Source organism: Catenovulum adriaticum, from assembly GCF_026725475.1.
GTDB classification, from domain to species: domain Bacteria; phylum Pseudomonadota; class Gammaproteobacteria; order Enterobacterales; family Alteromonadaceae; genus Catenovulum; species Catenovulum adriaticum.
On the sequence record NZ_CP109965.1, the window covers coordinates 1,718,037 to 1,738,684 of the forward strand.

The 20,648-nt window shown below is 38.2% G+C and carries 13 protein-coding genes; 6 read left to right on the forward strand and 7 right to left on the reverse strand.

Translation table 11 applies throughout. The features are described 5' to 3' along the window. Positions 1-249: 249 nt before the first annotated feature. Both dinB and OLW01_RS07645 read right to left on the reverse strand, forming a co-directional pair. On the reverse strand, positions 250-1,347 hold the full coding sequence (gene dinB, locus OLW01_RS07640; protein ID WP_268073226.1) for a DNA polymerase IV: 1,098 nt from the start codon (positions 1,345-1,347) through the stop codon (positions 250-252). Between the two features lie 269 nt (positions 1,348-1,616). After that, positions 1,617-3,128: a fumarate hydratase gene (locus tag OLW01_RS07645; protein WP_268073227.1), complete on the reverse strand. Its 1,512-nt coding sequence runs from the start codon at positions 3,126-3,128 to the stop codon at positions 1,617-1,619. 328 nt (positions 3,129-3,456) lie between these two features. On the opposite strand from OLW01_RS07645, the gene pabB reads away from it, so the two are divergent. Beyond that, a complete protein-coding gene (gene pabB / locus OLW01_RS07650; RefSeq protein WP_268073228.1) occupies positions 3,457-4,845 on the forward strand; it encodes an aminodeoxychorismate synthase component I in 1,389 nt (462 codons plus the stop codon). A gap of 130 nt (positions 4,846-4,975) precedes the next feature. Beyond that, the gene (locus OLW01_RS07655; protein WP_268073229.1) at positions 4,976-5,557 is read left to right on the forward strand and encodes an NUDIX hydrolase; all 582 of its coding nucleotides are present in this window, start codon (positions 4,976-4,978) and stop codon (positions 5,555-5,557) included. Positions 5,558-5,576: 19 nt separating this feature from the next. Here OLW01_RS07655 and cysB read toward each other — a convergent pair whose 3' ends face one another. Next, positions 5,577-6,551, reverse strand: coding sequence for an HTH-type transcriptional regulator CysB (gene cysB / locus OLW01_RS07660; RefSeq protein WP_268073230.1), 975 nt, complete (start codon positions 6,549-6,551; stop codon positions 5,577-5,579). A 175-nt stretch (positions 6,552-6,726) separates the two neighbouring features. On the opposite strand from cysB, the gene OLW01_RS07665 reads away from it, so the two are divergent. The 3 genes from OLW01_RS07665 (at position 6,727) to OLW01_RS07675 (ending at position 9,934) form a co-directional block, all read left to right on the forward strand. Continuing rightward, positions 6,727-8,325 carry a tetratricopeptide repeat-containing response regulator gene (locus OLW01_RS07665; protein WP_268073231.1) on the forward strand — a complete coding sequence of 533 codons (1,599 nt, stop codon included), beginning with the start codon at positions 6,727-6,729 and terminating at the stop codon, positions 8,323-8,325. Between the two features lie 65 nt (positions 8,326-8,390). Next, on the forward strand, positions 8,391-9,023 hold the full coding sequence (locus OLW01_RS07670) for a sensor histidine kinase (RefSeq protein ID WP_268073232.1): 633 nt from the start codon (positions 8,391-8,393) through the stop codon (positions 9,021-9,023). Between the two features lie 143 nt (positions 9,024-9,166). Continuing rightward, positions 9,167-9,934 (forward strand): hypothetical protein, encoded by a 768-nt coding sequence (locus OLW01_RS07675; RefSeq protein WP_268073233.1) that lies wholly within the window; start codon positions 9,167-9,169, stop codon positions 9,932-9,934. Between the two features lie 447 nt (positions 9,935-10,381). Here the strand turns inward: OLW01_RS07675 and topA are convergent, their stop codons facing one another. Both topA and OLW01_RS07685 read right to left on the reverse strand, forming a co-directional pair. After that, positions 10,382-13,012 carry a type I DNA topoisomerase gene (gene topA, locus OLW01_RS07680; protein WP_268073234.1) on the reverse strand — a complete coding sequence of 877 codons (2,631 nt, stop codon included), beginning with the start codon at positions 13,010-13,012 and terminating at the stop codon, positions 10,382-10,384. Between the two features lie 333 nt (positions 13,013-13,345). Next, the gene (locus OLW01_RS07685) at positions 13,346-16,948 is read right to left on the reverse strand and encodes an Ig-like domain-containing protein (protein WP_268073236.1); all 3,603 of its coding nucleotides are present in this window, start codon (positions 16,946-16,948) and stop codon (positions 13,346-13,348) included. 90 nt (positions 16,949-17,038) lie between these two features. On the opposite strand from OLW01_RS07685, the gene OLW01_RS07690 reads away from it, so the two are divergent. Next, the gene (locus OLW01_RS07690; protein ID WP_428980154.1) at positions 17,039-18,370 is read left to right on the forward strand and encodes a dicarboxylate/amino acid:cation symporter; all 1,332 of its coding nucleotides are present in this window, start codon (positions 17,039-17,041) and stop codon (positions 18,368-18,370) included. A 97-nt stretch (positions 18,371-18,467) separates the two neighbouring features. Here OLW01_RS07690 and OLW01_RS07695 read toward each other — a convergent pair whose 3' ends face one another. Then, positions 18,468-19,796, reverse strand: coding sequence for an RsmB/NOP family class I SAM-dependent RNA methyltransferase (locus tag OLW01_RS07695; protein WP_268073237.1), 1,329 nt, complete (start codon positions 19,794-19,796; stop codon positions 18,468-18,470). A 41-nt stretch (positions 19,797-19,837) separates the two neighbouring features. Further along, entirely contained in the window at positions 19,838-20,593 is a 756-nt protein-coding gene (locus OLW01_RS07700) for a Nif3-like dinuclear metal center hexameric protein (RefSeq protein ID WP_268073238.1), read from the reverse strand. Positions 20,594-20,648 lie beyond the last annotated feature (55 nt).

Below are 20,648 nucleotides of genomic sequence, written 5' to 3' on the forward strand. Positions count from 1 at the left end.
CAAAAACGTGAATTACTCCTCAATTACAACAAAAAATTATTGCAATTAAAATTTATTTTCGGCAAAAAAGAACAATTGTCGGTAAGTTTTATTTGGATATTTGCAGGTTGTTCGATCACTTTAACGCTAGATAATAAGCGCTTATTTAGAATATTAGACACAGTCAATCCATTAGCGGAACTAAACACTAATTCAGAGTTAGAATTAGATGATATATTAAGTGGCATAATGATAAAAACGATTAGTGGGCTAAAATTTAAACCTGAGTTGCTGGTGCATACCAATATGAATATCTTTATCTGTAACTTCATTTAAACCAACCGAAAGCCCAATTAAACGCACACTCCGCCCCTGTGATCTTTGCCATGCTGTAGATAATAAATATTCAAAATTTTCTAAGGTTAACAAGTTAATATGATTAAACTGACTGCTTTCTAAGCTTGTCAGCTGAAAATCGTCAAATTTAAGTTTAACTGAAAGTTTTTTAATTTGATTTTGCTTATCAGCGGCCTTAATCCGACCAACAAGATCATCAAATAGCTTTTTTATTGCCCCCCGACTTTGTGATATTTGAGTTAAATCTTTAGCAAATGTACGCTCAACCCCAATAGATTTCCTAATCCGATGTGTATTGACCGTTCGGTCATCTACGCCTTGACAACGCTCCCTTAAATGAGTTGCAAACCGTCCAAAATGCTTAATTAAACGGCTTTGATCAAAATTGCGGATATCGGCAGCTGTATATAAACCTAACTGATTTAATTTTTTTAATGTTGCTTTACCTACACCGTGAATTTTTTTAAGGTCTAATTCGCGTACAAATTCAGATACATTTTGTGGGGTGATAACGTACAGGCCATTCGGTTTATTTTCTTCACTTGCAATTTTGGCTAAAAATTTATTTGGTGCAACGCCTGCTGACGCCGTTAACTGAGTTTCTTTTTCAATATCATGCCGAATAGCTTGGGCAATTAAAGTTGCACTACCCTTAAAATATGCACTATCTGTCACATCAATGTAAGCTTCATCTAACGATAAAGGTTCAATAATTTCACTGTAACGTAAAAAAATATTACGCACTTGAGCAGAGACTTCACGGTATAAAGCCATATTACCTGGCACCAAAACTAAATTTGGGCAAAGTTTAAAGGCATGAGCTGTCGCCATTGCAGAATGTATACCATACTGTCTAGCAATATAGTTACATGTTGAAATAACGCCACGCCGATCACGCGAACCACCAACGGCAAGTGGTACTTGCTTAAGTTTAGGATTTTCACGCATCTCAACTGCGGCAAAAAAGCAATCCATATCAACATGTATAATTTTACGACTTTTCTGTGTCACGCTAGCCAACCTACACTTCAAACCCCAAAGGACTGTATAAACGAACAGTCTAATTATATCGACAAACAAACGGATAGCAAATTATTAGACAAGCCCAGCTTTAATAAAATTACAATCCCATCAAATTAGAAAGGGTAGCGTTCAGGTGAAAAAGTGAGTAGCAAAGAAGCGTATTTGAGTTGATATGAATTAAAGCGGCAATGAATTAAAACAGCACAATTTAAATGAGCGCTGCTAATCCATTGCCAATCTAATACAAGACTAGACGTCTATAATTCAGCAATTTTGGCTTGCCAAATTGCCGGTCCTGTTTCATGAACGTTATTGCCTGTTGAATCAACGGCTACTGTTACTGGCATGTCTTCAACTTCAAATTCATAAATAGCTTCCATTCCTAAATCTTCAAACGCGACGACTTTCGATTTTTTAATCGCTTTAGAGACTAAATAAGCCGCACCGCCAACTGCCATTAAATAAACTGCCTTGTGTTTGCTAATAGACTCTACAGTGTTTGAACCGCGCTCAGCTTTACCTATCATGCCTGCCAAGCCATAGTCGGCCAACATCATATCGGTAAATTTATCCATTCTGGTAGCCGTTGTAGGACCCGCAGGGCCAACCACTTCATCACCAACTGCATCCACCGGCCCTACATAATAAATAAAACGATTACTGAAATCGATTCCGTTTGGTAATGCTTCGCCTCGTTCTAAATAACCTTGTATACGTTTATGAGCTGCATCGCGGCCAGTTAAAATTTTACCTGATAACAATACAGTATCACCCGCTTTCCAGCTTTGGATTTCGGCTTTGGTGATATTATCAACATTAACGCGGCGAACATTTTCGCCCACTTCCCAAGTCACTTCAGGCCAGTCTTCTAATTTAGGCGCTTTTAATTCCGCTGGACCTGAACCATCTAAATAAAAATGAGCATGACGCGTTGCAGCACAATTTGGGATCATAGTAACGGGTTTAGAGGCTGCATGAGTTGGTACAGATTTAATCTTAATATCAACTACAGTCGTTAACCCCCCTAAGCCTTGAGCGCCAATCCCGAGCTTATTAACCTTCTCAAAAATTTCTAAACGAAGTGCTTCTTCCGTCGTTTGTGGACCACGTTCAATTAGCTCTTGAATATCGACCGGATCCATTAAACTTTCTTTTGCAAGTACAGCTGACTTTTCAGCTGTGCCGCCTATCCCTAACCCTAACATGCCCGGCGGACACCAGCCTGCGCCCATTGTAGGTAACGTTTTAACCACCCAGTCAGCAATTGAATCGCTTGGGTTTAGCATCACCATTTTAGATTTATTTTCAGAGCCACCGCCTTTAGCTGCAATCATAACTTCGATTTTATCACCTTCAACCATGTCAATATGGACAACTGCAGGGGTATTATCTTTAGTATTAATGCGCTTACCGGCAGGGTCTTTAACAATCGATGCCCGAAGCGGATTTTCTGGATTAGTATAAGCTCGACGAGTTCCCTCATCTACCATTTGCTGTACGGTTAAATCTGTTTTATCCCATTGAACAGCCATACCAATTTTTACAAAACAGGTAACAATTCCTGTGTCTTGGCAAATTGGGCGGTTACCCTGCGCAGACATTCGTGAATTAATTAAAATTTGCGCCATCGCATCTTTAGCGGCTGGGTTAATCTCTTTATGATAAGCCGCTTCAACAGCTTTTACATAATCAAGCGGGTGATAATAAGAGATAAATTGCAAAGCATCTTCAATGCTATCGATAAAATCTTGTTGACGAATTGTGTTCATTTAAAATCCCCAGTGGCGTGGTGATACAAGTTAAATTGAGTCGCTTAATTTATTGTTTAGCCCATACTGTAAAAACAATTTGAACTTAACAGTTAGCTTAATGTAGAGCCAATTTAGACAAATAATACCTCAATTGGCAAATAGTTATCTAAAATACTTATTATAACGACACTCATTAAACAAAACCTGTAAAATTTCGCACCTGTATTAAAAGCGGATTTGCATATCAAAATACAATGACAGCACACTTTTGAGTTCACACATTTTTCGTCAATATGATAACCTTACCCCCAAATTTACCGTCAGTGATTTGCAACCCTCAACTTAAATGAATAAATACTCAATACAATTTCAGCTTGATTTGCCAAAAGCATTAAAAGCAACCTCATTATTTTCAGCAATCGCCAAAGACGAAGGTTCAATTTTGCTAGACTCAGCCAGTGCTGAGCACGAAAATAGCCGATACGACATTATTTTATCTGCACCAATCGCCACTATTTCCCGTTTGAACAATAAAACTCGGATACGACTATTAAATGGCGGCTACCAAACAGAATCAACAGAAAACCCATTTATGGCAGCTAAGCGCCTGCATAACGAGCTTATGCCAAAAAATGTGATAGAAAAAAGCCACTTGCCTTTTATTGGCGGCTGCGCTGGCTGGTTTAGCTACGATTTAGCCAGAGAGCTTGAACCATTAGCAAATAAGGCGAAAGCTGATATTGAGTTGCCGAGTATGCATTTAGGTATTTATGACTGGGCGATTATTAAAGATAACCATACCGAAAATTGGTACGCCATTGATTATCAGCCTAACTTAAATCGAGTCACTCAACTCATAGAAAAACTTGATAAAGAACACAACACCACAAAATTTACCCCTTTTAAATTAAATAGTGATTGGCAGTCTAATATGACTGAACATAGCTATGCAGAAAAGTTTGATAAAATAAAACAATACTTGGTTGAAGGCGATTGTTATCAAATTAATTTAGCTCAGCGATTTTCAGCGTTGTATCAAGGCGATTGCTGGCCAGCTTACCTTGCCCTACGTGATAGTAATCAAGCGCCATTTTCTGCCTACATACAATATAAAAATCACAGTATTATGAGCATTTCACCGGAGCGATTTTTAAGTTTAACCAATGGCTTAGTCGAAACCAAGCCAATTAAAGGCACAGTGCCGCGTGGACAATCGTTTAAACAAGATAATGCATTTAAATCACGCCTCAAACGCTCAGAAAAAGACAGAGCAGAAAATTTAATGATTGTTGATTTATTGCGAAACGATATTAGTCGAACTTGCCAGCCTGGAACAGTAAGAGTGCCTAAACTATTTGATATAGAAAGTTTCCCAGCCGTGCATCATTTAGTGAGCACAGTCACAGGTGAACTTAAACCTAATAAAACCGCATTTGATTTATTAATGGCTTGCTTTCCAGGTGGCAGCATAACTGGCGCACCTAAAGTGCGCGCAATGCAAATAATAGAAGAACTAGAGCCACACCGCCGGTCAATTTATTGTGGCTCAATTGGATTTATTGATTGGCGCGGTCATATGGATACAAACATCGCAATTCGAACCTTAGTAGCAAATGACACTCAACTTCATTGCTGGGCTGGCGGTGGTTTAGTTTTCGATTCAAAAATGCAAAGCGAATACAAAGAAACATTTGATAAGGTTAATAAAATTTTACCTTTATTAAAAAACCTATAACGCAACATTTAAGCTTTAATTTGTATTTGTAGTTCGCAAATAGGGGCAGCTATTGTTTACAAGGTTGCACAATAACAACAACCCAAACATTCATTAAACTCGATAACTAAAACTAAAGGACTTGCATTTAGTGCAACTTAGCCATTTAATTAGCCGGTTAAAATTACAGGCTACTGGTCTAAACACTCCAAACCACGACCCCAACTTAAAACCTGCGGCTGTGTTGGTTCCTATTGTCGAAAACCAACAAAACATACTTGAAGTTTGGTTAACTCAAAGGCCAGACACATTAAGGCTACACCCTAGTCAAATCAGCTTTCCAGGTGGTAAATTAGAGGTTGCTGATAATTCACTATACGCGTGCGCAACCCGAGAAACTTATGAAGAAATTGGCATTAAAAGCCAAGTTTGGCAAGCTGTTAGTCAACTATCCAAACATCAAACTTTATCAGGCTATGAGATAACCCCCTATGTTAGCTATGCTCGATATACAGCCGACAATAAAAACATGCAGCTTACCTTAAACCCAATTGAAGTAACCGAAGTGATTAAACTGCCGTTAAATTTTTTATTAACACAAGCTAAATTAACGGCTCAGCAATACCAGATAAACCAACAACCACGTTTGATTTGGCACTTTTATTATAAAGATAAGTTAATTTGGGGGGCAACGGCCGCTATTTTAGCTGAACTAAAACAGCGGTTAATTTAAAACACAAAGGCGTTCAAAACTAGCGCACAGGTAATTTAAAACCTTTGAATAACTCGTCAATCTCATCTGCATTTTTTAGCATAATGGCTTTATCAACAATATCCCGAGTTAAATGCGGCGCAAAGCGCTCAATAAAGTCATACATGTAATAACGAAGAAAGGTGCCTTTTCTAAAACCAATTTTGGTCGTGCTAGGCTTAAATAAATGCGATGCATCTATCGCAACTAAATCTTGATCATTTTTCTTATCTACCGCCATTGTCGCCATTACCCCTATTCCTACACCCATTCTGACATAAGTTTTAATCACATCAGCATCAGTTGCGGTAAATACAATTTTCGGGTCTAAATTTGTTTTACTAAAAGCGCTATCTAATTCAGAACGACCAGTAAAACCAAATACATAGGTAACAATCGGATATTTAGCCACATCTTCCAAAGTAATTTGCTTTTTAGTCGCCAAAGGGTGATCTCGATTAACAACCACGCTGCGATTCCAATGGTAGCAAGGCAGCATTATCAAGTCGTTATATAAATGCAATGCTTCAGTTGCAATCGCAAAATCTGCATCGCCTTTGGCAGCAGCATCGCTTATTTGTGCAGGTGTGCCTTGATGCATATGTAAAGACACTTTGGGATATTTTTTCATAAAACCGCTAATGACTTGCGGTAAAGCGTAACGCGCTTGAGTATGAGTCGTCGCTATATTTAATTTACCTTGGTCAGGTAAGGTATGCTCTCTTGAAACGGCTTTAATGCTTTCGACTTTAGATAACATTTCCCGTGAAATATTAATAATTTCTTGGCCTGCAGATGTCACATGCGTTAAATGTTTACCACTGCGGCCGAAAATTTGAACTCCGAGTTCATCCTCTAACATTCTAACTTGCTTGCTAATCCCAGGTTGAGATGTATATAGGCTTTCTGCAGTTGCCGATACGTTCAGATTGTGATTAACAACTTCGACAATATATCTCAGCTGTTGTAGTTTCATTTCCCTACCACCGTTATGCTTTATTTGAATATATGGAGAGTCTTTTATTACTTTTAATTAAGTCTATACCGAGAATAGGCAAATTTCGATGTTTATTTTTGATTTTAATTCACCTTTTCGCAATTATGAACCAATATTAAGCCATACATATATCTAAAGTTCAGCGGTTATTTCAATGAGTACCATAAACCGTTATATAGACAAAACATTTTTAATTGTGGATGATTTTACTGAATTTCGTTCATCGCTTAAAAATATGTTAGTGGGCCTAGGGGCTAAGTCAATAGATGCAGCTGCTAATGCTGAACAAGCTATTGGCTTATATAAGCAAAAACGTCACGATATTCTACTTTGTGATTATAATTTAGGTGACGAAAGCCAAGACGGTCAACAGTTATTAGAATCATTAACTTACCGCGAAATTTTAAGAAAAGACACGATATTTATAATGGTAACCGCGGAAAATTCAATGGAGGTGGTGATGGGCGCAATTGAATTTAAACCGGATGATTATTTAACTAAACCTTTTACCAAACAAGCATTAAAAACTCGATTAGATAAAGTTTATGAAAAAAAACAAGCGTTGCGCCCCCTGCTATCGTTATTAAACAAACAAAATCACATCGAGGCTATAGACGCATGTGATGAACTCATTAAAGCACGCTGTAAATATATGAGTAGTTGCCTTCAAATTAAAGGGGATTGTTTGTTACGCATCGGCGATTATAGTTCTGCCCTTCAGGTATTTACCAATGTGATCAAACAAAGAGCATTATTATGGGCTTTAATGGGTTACGCTAAAGCTGCTATAGGCCTAGGGCAATACCAAGATGCGATTGAATATTTAGATAAAATTTATCAACTCAATCCACATGCCGCGATTGCACTTGATTTAAAAGCCGAAACATTAATGAATTTAGGCGAAGATACTAAAGCATGTGAAATAATTGCACAATCATGTATTTTAAGCCCTAAATCGATAACTAGATTTCGTCATCAAGGCGACCTAGCCATCAAATTAAATAATCCCTTATTAGCACTACAAAGCTATAAAAAAGTCATTCAACTTAGCAAAAATTCAATATCAGCTCACGAAGAAGATATATTAAAATTACTCAATACGCTCTCAACCTGTATTTATTTGGCGAACGGCAGTCAAATCAATAAATTAAAAACAGAATTACAAAATTTACTTAAAACTTATCGCCATTCCTATAAAGACAACGCTCAAATGATGATCGCGCTGGAAATAATTAATGCAATATATTGGCACAAACAACAAAACCAAGAAAAAAGTCATTCAAGCTTATCAAATATGAGCCAAAATTTAGCAAGTATCAGTAATGGTGGCCGATGCTTTTTACGAGACCAATTTGCTTTTTTACAAACTTTCTATCCTGAACTAATCCAAAATTCAGTACAAATAGTTGAGTTTTGCAAAGCCCAATCCATTACCGCCATTACGCCAGTAAACGTGCTAAAATCAAATCAGTTATTTGAAAGAGGTTTGCATACTTATGAGCAAGGTAAAACCTACCAAGCTTTAAATTATTTAATCAATGCCTACACATATTCAAATAACAATATTACGATTGCTTTATTATTAATGTCGGCACTCACACAACAAATTAAATTAGATGGCCCTAAGCATCAATACATGAAATTAATTGAAATGTGCGTGAGAACATTAAAATATCTAGAGCCGTCAGATCAAAGGTTTACCTTGTTTAGACAAAATTTAAAATCAATAAAAACAATATTAGCGAGTGAATAAACGTGCCTTTTAATTCGCCACCTCAAATAGATTTTTCAAGCGTACTTGCTGCTAACGTGCATGATATGAAAAACTCATTATGTTTATTGCTACAATCAATTGATGAACTAAGTGATAAAGCAAAAAAAAATAATGATAGTTCAACCCATGAATTAGCCAAGCTACATTACGAAGCATCTCGTTTAAATTCAAATTTATTACAAATGCTCAGTTTATATAGAGCCGAAAAGCAGCAACTCCCAGTCAATATTGATGAATATTATATAATCGATATTTTGGATGAAATAATCACTAAAAATCAGATTTATCTAGATAATAAAAGAATCAGCGTGAAATTAGACGTTGCCGACGAGTTATATTGGTACTTAGATATTGATCTTATTTCTAATCTACTAAATGATGTGTTTATCAATGCGATGCGATATACCAAGGATCAAATTTGTATTCAAGCTGAAATACAAAATTCAAGATTGGTGCTTTGCATCAACGATAACGGCGATGGCTACTGTGAGTCTATGCTCCAACAAAATGATTTAAGCATGCAAGCACTTAATTTATCCGCTGGTCACACAGGTTTAGGTTTATTTTTTGCGAAAATTATTGCCGATGCTCACCAAACAGATGGAAAAAGTGGCGACATTAGTTTGCAAAATGGCGGGCTGCTCGGTGGAAGTCTATTTAAACTGACATTGCCTTAAAAAATAATAATAGTTTTATATTCTTGTTCGACTAATTTAAATTATTCTTGTACTATCAAATATTTGGTATACCACTTATATCAAACAAAACTAACGAATAAAACACTAAAAATGAACGTTAATTCATAAATTTAGGAATTGTGATGATTTTTACCATTGTTATTGCTCTTGTTATTGCACTGGTTGTACTAGCTATAATAATAAACGCGGTTCAACAACATAAAGAAAAAATTGAATCGGATAAACGAAATGAATTAGCAAAATACAAGCATACGGTCGAAGAAACCGAAAATTTGTTAATGAATATTGGCAACTTCCCTGTTAGTCCTCAACTTATTTTAATTTTGCATCAAAGATTACTAGATGCAATCAAAGCTATGGCTGAATTAATGCCTGAATCAACAGACTTTCGTCAACGGCTTCGTGATACCCAAGAAAGAGTTAAAAATGTATCCACACAGCAACCGCAAGTTAACGACGAAGATTTTAATTTACCCGACGATGAGCGGGCAACTATAGCTTTGATTCAAGGCATAAAAAAATTACGCACGGCATTACGCTCAGAACACACTAAAGGCAAAGTTGATCCTCAACTTTTTATGACCGAAGATAAACGCCTAGATGCACTTCAACTTAGAATAAACGTTGAGAGTTTAATGAAACGCGGCAACATGGCTAGACAAAGCCAAATGCTGGGATCTGCTCGTCAATATTATGAAAAAGCATTGGCGACTATCGACGCTCAAGCAATACGATCAGAATATGCTAACCAAAGAAAAGTTGAACTGACGACACGATTACGCGAAATTACCGAAGAACTTAAAAATACCAATGAAAAAGACAGACGTAAAAAAGCGGCAGACGAAGAAGATGATTTGGATGTGTTATTCCAACCTAAGAAAAAATGGTAAATAGCACTAATTGATCAAACCATAAGTAATAAAAAATGCAGCATTCGCTGCATTTTTTATTACTACTGATCCCTTTTAGCTCTTTGATAACCTCCGCTTGCACCTATCTTAACGCTGTCGTGCGCACAAAAAATATAAACTCTACAGGCAAAATAAGTGCACTTATTTCCTGTCTAACTGCAGGGCAAGACCATACTTTAATCGATTGCCAATATTTAAATGGGGGATCAATCATTTAAAATACAGGATTTTGCCCTGTCTATAATTGGCATTTATCTCGCGATCTCATTGACCTCATTCGTTATCTGTTTTGTTTCCAAATTAGCTTTGTACTTAAGCTTTTAACCTCTCAAGCCTCTAAAATTTTAGATTTTAGATTTTAGATAAAAAAATACCTGAATAACTTTCATCATTCAGGTATTTATAAATGAATTTAACCCAAGTCAGTTATTTTTTAGGTTTTTTCATCTTAGAATCATCAGCCACCCATTTGCCGTCTACATAATGAGCCACCCATCCAGATGCTTTACCATCCATTTCAGACGCCACATATTGCTCTTTGTTTTTACGGCTAAACTTAATAATAGCTAAATTACCCATTGGATCTTTTTCTGGCGCATCGGCTAAATATTTAAATTTATCCGAAATCCTATCTTTAAAACGTTTTAACTCTTCTACTTTAGGTGCTCTGGTTTCACGAGATTTAGGAAAGTTATGAGCAGCCATAAAAATACCAGACGCGCCGTCTCGCAACACAAAATAAGCGTCAGACTTTTCGCATGGTAACTCTGGTAAATGAACAGGATCTTCTTTTGGCGGCGCAGGTTGTCCGCTACGGAGCAATTTACGCGTATTTTTACACTCATCGTTGGTGCAGCCAAAATATTTACCAAATCGACCATTTTTAAGTTGCATGTCTGAACCACATTTATCGCATTCAATAACGGGTCCATCATAACCTTTAATTTTAAACTGGCCTTTTTCTATTTCGTAACCATCACATGTTGGGTTATTACCACACACATGCAATTTACGCTCAGTATCAATTAAATAACTGTCCATCGCAGTGCCACATTTTGTACAGCGACGTTTTGCACGCAGAGCATTCGTTTCAGCTTCATCATCGTTTGCATCAACCGCTTCTTCACCTGAGGTTAAATTCATGGTTTTTGTGCAGCGCTCTTTTGGCGGCAGTGCATAACCTGAACAGCCAAGAAAAACCCCAGTAGAAGCAGTTCTAATCGTCATATGCCGCCCACATTCAGGGCAATCAATATCAACAGGTATCGGTTGATTCGGCCGCATTCCGCCTTCTTCAACCCCTTGCTCTGCTTTATTTAGTTGATGACTAAATCCTGCATAAAACTTGTCTAGTAAGTTAATCCAGTCAAGTGAACCTTGCGCGACTTCATCTAAATGCTTTTCCATGTTTGCGGTAAAATCAAAACTCATTAAGTCATCAAAATTATTGACTAGTCGATCCGTGACGATTTCACCCATTTTTTCAGCATAAAAACGTTTGCTTTCTAAGCGTACATACCCTCTGTCTTGAATGGTACTAATAATAGCAGCATAAGTTGAAGGTCGGCCGATGCCGCGTTTTTCAAGTTCTTTAACCAAAGCTGCTTCACTATAGCGAGCGGTTGGTTTAGTAAAATGTTGTGACGGGTTAAGCTCAACTAAATTTAATAGTTCGCCTACTTTAACATCTGGTAAAAGCTGATCCTGTGCGCCTTTTTTGCTGGCTGGTGGCTGTGCTTTTGTCCAACCATCAAACACCAATACTCGGCCTTTTGCTTTTAATTCAAACTCGTCCGCTTTAACCGTAATGGTACTCGCGTTATATTTAGCCGGTGTCATCTGACAGGCAACAAATTGGCGCCAGATGAGCTCATATAATTTTTTAGCATCTGCATCTACGCCATCAACCATATCCGCCACGACAGTGACCGAAGAAGGACGTATTGCTTCATGCGCCTCTTGCGCATTTTCTTTACTGCCATACGTATTGGCAGATTCTGGTAGATACTTAGCACCATAATTATCGCTAATATAATCACGACAAGTTGCAACAGCCTCTGAACTCAAATTAGTTGAGTCTGTACGCATATAGGTGATATAACCCGCTTCATAAAGCCGCTGAGCCAACATCATGGTTTTTTTAACACCGTAACCTAAACGTGTGCTGGATGCCTGTTGCAATGTTGAAGTAATAAAAGGGGCACTTGGCTTACTAGAAGTTGGCCGAGTTTCACAATCACTAACTTCATAATTTGCTGATTTTAACGTGGCCAGTGCGGCATCAGTTTGGGCTTTATTGGTTGGTCTGAACGATTTACCCGCTTGTTTAGCCACATCTAATTGTAAGTCAACCTTGCCTTTAGTTTGAGTATCCGCTTTAACTTCCCAATACTCTTCCGGCACAAAGGCTTTAATTTCTTGCTCGCGCTCTACCACTAATCTAACGGCAACTGATTGAACCCGCCCGGCGGATAACCCTCTGGCGACTTTTTTCCATAACAATGGCGACACCATAAAACCAACCACACGATCTAAAAAGCGACGTGCTTGTTGGGCATTAACTCGGTCAATGTTGAGCTCATCGGGTTGTGAAAAAGCTTCTTTAATCGCTTTTTTTGTGATTTCGTTAAATACAACACGTTTGTATTTATCATCGTCACCACCAATAATTTCACGAAGGTGCCAAGCAATAGCCTCCCCTTCTCTATCCAAATCCGTTGCGAGATAGACGGTATCAGCGTTTTTGGCTAGCTTTTGTAATTCTGCGACAACTTTTTCTTTCCCCGGCAAAATATCGTATTCTGCTTGCCAGTTATTTTCAGGGTCTACCCCCATTCTTGCGACTAAAGCGGCTTTTTCTTTTTTCTTTTTAAAAGCGGCTTTTTCTTCAGCTGTCATTTTTTTTGTATCGGCGGTCAGGGTCGATTTGCCTTTTGACGAGGTTGGCAAATCACGAACATGCCCGACACTCGACTTAACAATATAATTACTGCCAAGATATTTATTAATCGTCTTAGCTTTAGCCGGTGACTCGACTATTACAAGTGATTTTCCCATGAGTTATCAGTAAGTCTTATTATTCGGTTTCATTTAGGCGTTAATTTTTACGTTATTTCATTTGTTAACGCCGCGTCTTTTTTAGGTATATCGACAAAACGCCAATGTAGCAAGCAATTTTATGCACAAAAGCCAGATAAAGGTTTGATTGCTTTCTTTTTCAACGATAAAGCAGACTATAGTGGCTTTTTTTGATTTTAAAAGGGCAAGGCTTGAAATTTATTTTAAAGACTGTTGCTTATATATTTCAGCGGATATACAAAAAGAGCCAGTAAAACTGGCTCTTTTAGCTTATTTATTAACTTTAACTATTACGCTTAAGTATTTTTGTTTTTAGCCATCATCGACAATTGAAAATTGATAACTAGAAACCACACCTAAAGGTGATGTCACTGTGATAGTACCAATACCTGAACTCGTCCCATTTGGCTCGCTTTCTTGTTTTAAGGTAAAGCTAAAACCTTGAGGAATTGGTGTGGCAGTATTAGGGTAATCATAGCTGGAAGGGCCAGATATTTCGCCATTATCAATTGATAAGCTCACTGTCGTGCCTGCTGGCATAGGGTTATTGTTAATATCCGTGATATAAGCAGTAAAGGAGACTGCTGGCTGACCTGAAGCGGTTGTTAAATCAACCAATGTAACTGAATTTCCAGCGCTATCTCTGACATTAAAATAAGCCTCACTTCCAGACATAACAATAACACTGCTGTCTCTCACGTGAACAAAGTTTCGGGTACAGTTGTTATCATTCTCACACAAAATACCATCAAATAAATTATTACCGCGGTTATAAGTAAAATCTTTATTAAAATCTACTGGCTCTTCATGGTCACCACCGGCTAAACAGCTTGAATCACCCACAGGTAAAGCACCCGGCGCGGCGGTTCCATCTGCTAAACGACCACAAAATTGATTATCTTCATTATGATCTAAAAAAGCTTCGGATAAATCAGCAAAAGTTTCATTTGAGTCATAATATCCATTACCATTTGAATCAACAAAACTTTCTTCCCCTACCGCGTAAGCTAATATATTGGCACGCCCACTACGCGGACGAGTCAATGGTAAGGGCTGTAGGTTTACACTGTCATAGCAAGGAACGCCTTGAGCTGGTACATCATTAGCCGGATCATTATCATTGCCCACATCACACATGCCGTCGTTAAGATTATTTCCTGTTGGCCTTTCATTTTGGCCAGTCCAAATAACAGAACATGCACCATTATCAGTCAAACAATTAGGCTCTATTTCCCCCCCATGCGTAATAAAGCTAATAGCAGTGCCATCTGGGACCGGGTTATTAAAATGATCAGCTAAACGTATCGTAACAGGGTTTTCTTCACCATCATTTGACCAAGTTTCAATATTTAGAGTTTCAACAGATAAAGAAACACTATTCTGGTCTGCTAGCCCTGTTGAAACAGCCAAACGACGCGAAACCGCTTGAATTTTAGGACTATAAGAATCCCCGTTTTCATCCACTAATTCAGCTAACACCACCAGTGGCGTTGGTGCTCTACCGGCTTTAGCTTTAATATAGACTTTACCTTCAGAGTCAGATCTGGCTTGTTCTGGTGTCACTTCTATCCCTGCGCCTTCTGCTGTGACAGAAAAAACCACTTCTTGATTGGCTAACGGGTTATTATCATTCCCTAATACTTGAAACACTAAGTCAGCTTGAGAAGCTAAACCTGTACCCGGATAACTTAATCTAAAGGCTTCGGTATCACCGTCAATAGAAGCTTCAATAAATTTAATATAAGATGCATCTGCCTGAGCTAAGCTAATGGTTGTTGATGCATTTAATGTTGTACTGCCAACAGTCGCTTCAGCTGTAATAACATCACTGCCTTTACAACTATCAGAGCGATAAATCGCGGTAGCCCGACCATTAATAGCCGTAACACTGGCATCAATAAAAGCGGTGCCAGCTTCGACACAAGTCGAATTTAAGTTAATCACCACTGGTTTATCATATATAGATAAGTCACTTTGATTCACTAAATCTATAGTTAAAACTGCGGTATTGCCAATAGCTAAAGCACCATTTAAATTATTGGCTATGACTTCATTTTCAAAGTCACCTGAAACATTATTACCCATTAATATAACAGGTGAAATAATTGAAAAATCAACAGACTTACTAGAGTTATTAGCGTTAACTGTTAATGTTCGTGCGCCACTTTCATTACCTGCAAATAAAGTCACATACGCAAGACCATTTTCATCTGTTATTACACGCCCTGTACTCGGACTTAAGCTACCAAAATCAACGCTCGCACTAATGAGTTTATTTTGAATCGGGGTGGAACTGCCAGCCCGAGTTATTTTAAGCTGGGCAACACCATCTTCGGGTACGGAGCTAACATCCACTTCAGAGCAATTGGCAATGTCAAATGCCGCATTGGCATTATTATCACAATCATAAAAATTAACCGCGATGTCATATTCTTCTTCAGCTAAATTATCATCACCTTCAGAGGTAAATGATAATGTATCAGTTACATTATTGTAATTCACTGTAACTGTACCAGCGCCTTTGACTGTTCCGGCACTGATATCAACATAAGCCTGCCCATTTTCATCCGTTAAGGCTGTGCCTATACTTGGGAAAATTTCACCGATAGTCGCACTATAGGTAACCACTTTATTTTCTAGAGGATCGCCATTTTCATCTAATAAGGTTGCCTCTAAAATACCAGGGTTACTTTGACTAATATTAAATGTTGTTGTGACTCCATCTGATTCATATAAATTCAAATTTAAGCTTTGACTGGTTGAAACTTCACTTTGTGCATCTCCGGCACTTGAGAATACAATAGACTCAGATAAATCTATTGTATTGATACCATCTAAAACTTGGGTACTAATACTGACTGTGCCTGCACTTTCAACTTGCCCGGCACCTAAAGTTAAACTCGCTTCACCTTGGGCATCGGTTACAATATCGCCTGAACTGGGGTTAAGAGACCCTAATGAAGTCGACACATTAATTAAATTATTTGCAACCGCACTTTGTTGATTAGTCAAAGTAACTTTAATAATGCCAGGCTGATCCTCTGATATTTGATTTATTTCATTTCCATTGACATCAACTAATTGAGCTGCAAGCTGATAACCATGTGTGGGGGTGACTGTTGTAGTATTGACCTGATAAACAAAACTTTCTGAAGCCGTATCATAATTAATGATAATTTCATCAGCGCCGGTTGCACCATTGCTATAAATTCTAAAAATAGCTTTACCGTCATCATTCGAGATAGCATTGCCATTTTCAGGCAATAATTTACCTGTCCCTGCAGATGCTGTAATCAGTTTATTTGCTACTGGCTGCTGGTTTGCTGTTGATTCAACAGTCACTACAAAATATAACGGGCTAGCTTGGTTGATTTCGGAACTTTGAGTACATTGTTCAATTTCAGACACTAAACTTAAGCTACTGTCATCACAAATATAACTTTGTGCGCTAATTGAAAAGCCTGAGCCTGTTGGATCATCATCTTCTCCATCGCCTAGGCTTTCTACTGGATAACTTTCGGTAATATCCTCATCATCAGTGCTAAAAGTTGCGGTTAAAGTGCCTGAATTAGCCTGATTGCCCGGTTTTAACTTAATTTCAGCGACCCCATCTGAACCTGTTAGCCGGTTACCTGTGCTGGGCTCTAAAATACCAACGGGCGTGCTAAATGTAATAATTTTATTGGCTGCGGGTTCACCATCTTTCGTTAATGTAGCTAAGACAGTCAGTGGGTTACTTTGCGATGTAATATGTGATTCTTCCCCTTGCGAATCTATTGCCGTAATTGTGATCTTATAAATTGAATTATCAGCATTTTCATCTGTATCTCCGTTTTCTAGCGAGCCACCACCGCCACAAGCGGTTAAGGTTAGTGAAATCACAACGAACAGCCAATAGCGAAACAGCTTTAGCATTTTGCACTCCATGGTCTTAGTTTATAAATTGTTGTATTCTGTCGAATAATCTAATCTTAGCCCAATTTTATTTCATGTCACAGTGGAAAATTGGAAATAACAAAAAATAGACAACAATGGGGAACTGGCGTGTCAGACAGTAAATCGAATTTAACGCTCCGTATTTTAATTGGTATGGTTTTAGGCGTGTTAGTAGGACGCTTTTTTAGTTTATGGGTATCTGAGCAAACCGATACCTTAATTAATTTAGGCTTGTTTGAATTATCCGTAAAATCCTTTTTTATTGAAGGCTTATTTCATATTGGCGGAGAAATTTTTGTTACCAGTTTAAAAATGCTAGTTGTGCCTTTGGTCTTTGTTTCTTTAGTTTGCGGCACTTGCTCTCTTAATGATTCAGCCAAAATTGGTCGGCTTGGATTAAAATCGGTTATTTTGTATCTACTAACAACAGCCATTGCGATTACGCTGGCGTTAACTATTGCTAATTTTATCTCGCCGGGCGAAGGCGCGGCTTTAACCACAGACGCAGAGTTTGAGGCCGCAACGGCACCTACCTTTGCTGAGGTGATTATTGGCATGTTCCCTTCAAATCCAATTCAAGCAATGGCAACGGGCAATATGCTACAAATCATTGTTTTCTCGATTTTATTTGGTATTTCAATGGCAATGGCCGGAGATGCGGGTAAAAAGTTAAGCCTAGTTTTTAACGACTTAAACCAAGTTGTATTAAAAATGGTAACTATTTTGATGAATTTAGCCCCCTATGGGGTATTTTGTCTGCTGGCAAAATTATTTGCCTTTTTGGAATTGTCTGAGGTGCTAAAACTCGGTAAATATTTTTTCACCTTAGTTGCTGTTTTACTTATTCATGCCTTTGTTACTTACCCTATTTTATTTAAATTGTTAACAGGTCTAAATCCGGTTCAATTTTTAACCAAAATGAAAGCCACAGCCTTATTTGCTTTTAGCACTTCTAGCAGTAACGCCACTATGCCCGTCACACTCAATACCGTCACTAAAAAAATGGGTGCCGATAATTCGATTGCTTCATTTACGGTACCGCTAGGTGCAACTATTAATATGGATGGCACTGCTATAATGCAAGGCGTGGCAACGGTATTTATCGCCCAAGTTTACGCCATTGATTTGAGCATGGCTGACTATTTAGCGGTATTACTCACCGCCACCTTAGCATCAATTGGTACAGCCGGTGTGCCTGGGGTTGGCTTAATTATGCTCGCGATGGTTTTTCAGCAAGTGGGATTACCGGTTGAAGGCATTGCCTTAATTTTAGGGGTCGATCGTTTATTAGATATGACACGTACGGCCGTGAATGTAACGGGTGATGCCATGGTGACATGCGCTGTGGCAAAGTCAGAAAAAGCGCTTGATAAAGACGTATTTAATTCACCATCATCATAATTAATCTCAACGAATCTCAAATTGGGCATGGTTATTCAAAAATAATTTAAATAACCATGTCTTTAGTTGATTGCTACAAGATAATTAAATTTTTGGCTTAGGCTTTTTGCATTACCGCAACAAACATAGTATCTGAGTTTTGATAAGGCGCGCCTAGCAGCTGTTGTTTAATTAACGAAAACTGTTTATTTTTAGCTAAAAAGTCAGCCACTTGTGCTTCGTTTTCGCTAACTTGCCAGCTACAAGTCGCATAAACTAAGCAACCACCCGCACGCACCGCGTAATGCGCTTGATTTAAAATTTGCTGCTGAATAGCAAGCTGTTGCTGGGTATCAGATTCATTAAAACGCCATTTAGCATCCGGATTGCGGCGCCACGTACCCGCTGAAGTACAAGGCGCGTCAATAAGTACCCAATCAAAACCTTTTTGTTGTGCAGCTTCTTTAGGGAGTTTTAGGGGTTTTTCACCGTTCCAGGCAAAGGTTCTAATATTAAAATAACCAGCGCGCTTAGCACGCTTTTTTACTTCAGCTAGTTTATATTCATGCAAATCAGTAGCAACAACACAGCCTTTATTTTTCATTTTTGCAGCTATGGCTAAACTTTTCCCACCTGCACCGGCACAAGTATCCCAAATTTTTTGTCCAGGTTTAACTTGAACCGCTTCGGCAATTTGCTGGCTGGCTAAATCCTGTATTTCAAACTCACCTTGTTTGTAATTTTCTGTCAGCGTAATATCCTGACCACCGTTAATGCAAAGGCCCTGCTCCGTTAATTGGGCATCAACGCCTTGCTTATTTAATGCCTCAGATAACCGTTTAACCGTGTCACCCATTTTATCTTGCGAAGCTTGCGTTAACCGTAGCCACAAAGGGGGCGAAACAAGCTGCTTAGCAATAAACTGCTGATATTCAGCATCATTCCACTGATTTAAAATGCTTCTTTGAGTTAATAATGGCTGCCATTGTGGACGAATGCCATAAAGCATGGCTTTAGCAGCTGGCTCTTTTGCCAGTTTGCCAACTTGCTGCTCAAACCAAGTTTTGAGTTCATCATAAGTTTGGTTTTGCAAATTAAGCAAACAATCAGGCTGTTCAAGCTGATGATATTCAAGTAACAAGTTAACCCACTGCCAAAAGCGTGATGACGATAAATCGGCTAAGTCTGCTATTTGCCAGTGTTTATCCCAAGTTTCAACGTCAGTTTCTGACTGTATATTTTCAAAATGAGCGTCTAAAAAACTCGCGGTTTGCAAAAAACGCATTGCAGCAAACATGGCCTGACTTAAGTCTAATTTTTGTGAGCGTGATAAATGGCGATTTTGCTTAAACCATGTTTTCAACCAACGATCTAAAGGTTTTTTTTCGGCTTGTTTTAGCCAATCTCGCCATAATAAATTAACATGGCTTTTTTCATTAAATGACATAACTGACTCAGTTAACAGGTTAAGTTTAAGCTAAAATTGAATTATGCTGGATTATCAATATCAATAAATTCAACGTCAAAATCAAATTGCGATGCTAGGTGCTCCCCAACCGCTTTTGCGCCATAACGCTCGGTTGCATGATGGCCAGCTGCAATAAAATGAATACCCATTTCCCGGGCCGTATGAATGGTTTGCTCGCTGACTTCACCGGTAATAAATAGATCGATATTTTGCGCAGCCGCTTGTTCAATAAAAGATTGCCCCCCTCCTGTACACCAAGCAACGGTTTTTATCTCAAAATCGCCACCGGCTTCCACTAAAGGTTTACGCTCAAGTTTTTGTTCAAGTAATTGACTAAAAGCGGATAAGCTCATTGATTGATGCAACTTGCCTTGCATTGCCACACTGGTCGGATTATTGATATCTAACCCAGCAGTCACCTCAATATCCAGCAATTTAGCAAGCTGAGCGTTATTACCCAAGCTGGGATGAATATCAAGCGGTAAATGGTAAGCATATAAATTAATATCATGAGCTAATAATGCTTTAATCCGTTTTTGTTTCATCCCTTTAATCACGGGATTTTCGTTTTTCCAAAAAAAACCATGGTGCACAAATAAAGCATCCACTTTTTTTTCAATGGCTTGATCAATCAATAATTGCGTTGCAGTGACCCCTGTCACTATTTTATTAATATGTTCAGTTCCTTGGATTTGTAACCCGTTGGGGCAAAAGTCCCGAATTTTTTCCGGTTTTAATAACTGGTTTAAATAAGTTTCTAATTCAAATTGATTCATTTTGTAACTTAATTTTTGGTTGTGTTTATCTTAGAGATGATTCTTTGACGTAGAG

Coding starts and splice junctions, on each gene's coding strand:
- OLW01_RS07685 (WP_268073236.1), bottom strand. CDS start 16,948: ATGCTAAAGCTGTTTCGCTATTGGCTGTTCGTTGTGATTTCACTAACC.
- pabB (WP_268073228.1), top strand. CDS start 3,457: ATGAATAAATACTCAATACAATTTCAGCTTGATTTGCCAAAAGCATTA.
- OLW01_RS07700 (WP_268073238.1), bottom strand. CDS start 20,593: ATGAATCAATTTGAATTAGAAACTTATTTAAACCAGTTATTAAAACCG.
- cysB (WP_268073230.1), bottom strand. CDS start 6,551: ATGAAACTACAACAGCTGAGATATATTGTCGAAGTTGTTAATCACAAT.
- topA (WP_268073234.1), bottom strand. CDS start 13,012: ATGGGAAAATCACTTGTAATAGTCGAGTCACCGGCTAAAGCTAAGACG.
- OLW01_RS07670 (WP_268073232.1), top strand. CDS start 8,391: ATGAAAAACTCATTATGTTTATTGCTACAATCAATTGATGAACTAAGT.
- OLW01_RS07675 (WP_268073233.1), top strand. CDS start 9,167: ATGATTTTTACCATTGTTATTGCTCTTGTTATTGCACTGGTTGTACTA.
- OLW01_RS07665 (WP_268073231.1), top strand. CDS start 6,727: ATGAGTACCATAAACCGTTATATAGACAAAACATTTTTAATTGTGGAT.
- OLW01_RS07645 (WP_268073227.1), bottom strand. CDS start 3,128: ATGAACACAATTCGTCAACAAGATTTTATCGATAGCATTGAAGATGCT.
- OLW01_RS07695 (WP_268073237.1), bottom strand. CDS start 19,796: ATGTCATTTAATGAAAAAAGCCATGTTAATTTATTATGGCGAGATTGG.